The following is a 748-nucleotide window of genomic DNA, read 5'->3' as shown; positions in this document are numbered from 1 at the left end:
CTTGTGGTCATAGCCATTGCTGCCGCCGGAGGCAAAGGCGTCGCCGAGCCAGAACCCGTATTCGGCGCTGATGCGGTTGGCGATATCGGAGAAGGTGGCGGTACCCTTGTCGGCCGCGACCACCAGGTAAGGGTCTTGCGCATCGTGGCAAATGACATTGGCCGGCGTGACTATCTCATCGCCAACGCGATTGTCGGTAATATCCAGCAGGCCGCGAATAAAAGTCTCGTAGCAGCGAATCACCTCCGCCTGGATAGCATTGCGATCGCCACCTGCGGGCAGTTGCTTGGGCACGAAGCCCCCCTTGGCGCCGACCGGCACTATGACCGAGTTTTTCACCATCTGCGCCTTGACCAGCCCCATGACTTCGGTGCGGAAATCCTCGCGCCTGTCCGACCAGCGCAGGCCGCCACGGGCGATGGGGCCAGCGCGCAGATGCACGCCTTCGACCCAGGGTGCGTAGACAAAGATCTCGAACGCCGGGCGTGGCTCGGGGGCGAACGTCAGGGCGCGGGTATTGAGCTTGAAACTCAGGTAACCTTTTTCCCGCTCCTCATCGGCCTGAAAGTAGTTGGTGCGCAGCATGGCGTTGATCACGCCCAGGTAGTGGCGCAGGATGCGGTCTTCGTCGAGGTTTTCGACGGTCTCCAGCGCGGCCAGGATATCCGCTGCCAATGGTCGCCCTCGTGCCTCGCTCCTTGCCCTTATACCCCTTTGTCGCTTCCCCCATCCCCTCTCCTCTAGCTCG

At 62.0% G+C, this 748-nt stretch carries 1 protein-coding gene; it reads right to left on the bottom strand.

Features of this window, described 5'->3' with window-relative positions; all coding sequences use genetic code 11:
• Positions 1-748: NAD-glutamate dehydrogenase domain-containing protein (locus tag MPRO_RS03550; RefSeq protein ID WP_245635019.1), on the bottom strand; the 748-nt coding region annotated here is incomplete at both ends.

It is taken from the genome of Marinobacterium profundum, assembly GCF_001528745.1.
Taxonomy (GTDB): Bacteria; Pseudomonadota; Gammaproteobacteria; order Pseudomonadales; family Balneatricaceae; genus Marinobacterium_A; species Marinobacterium_A profundum.
This window is presented reverse-complemented; position numbering and strand designations above follow the sequence as displayed.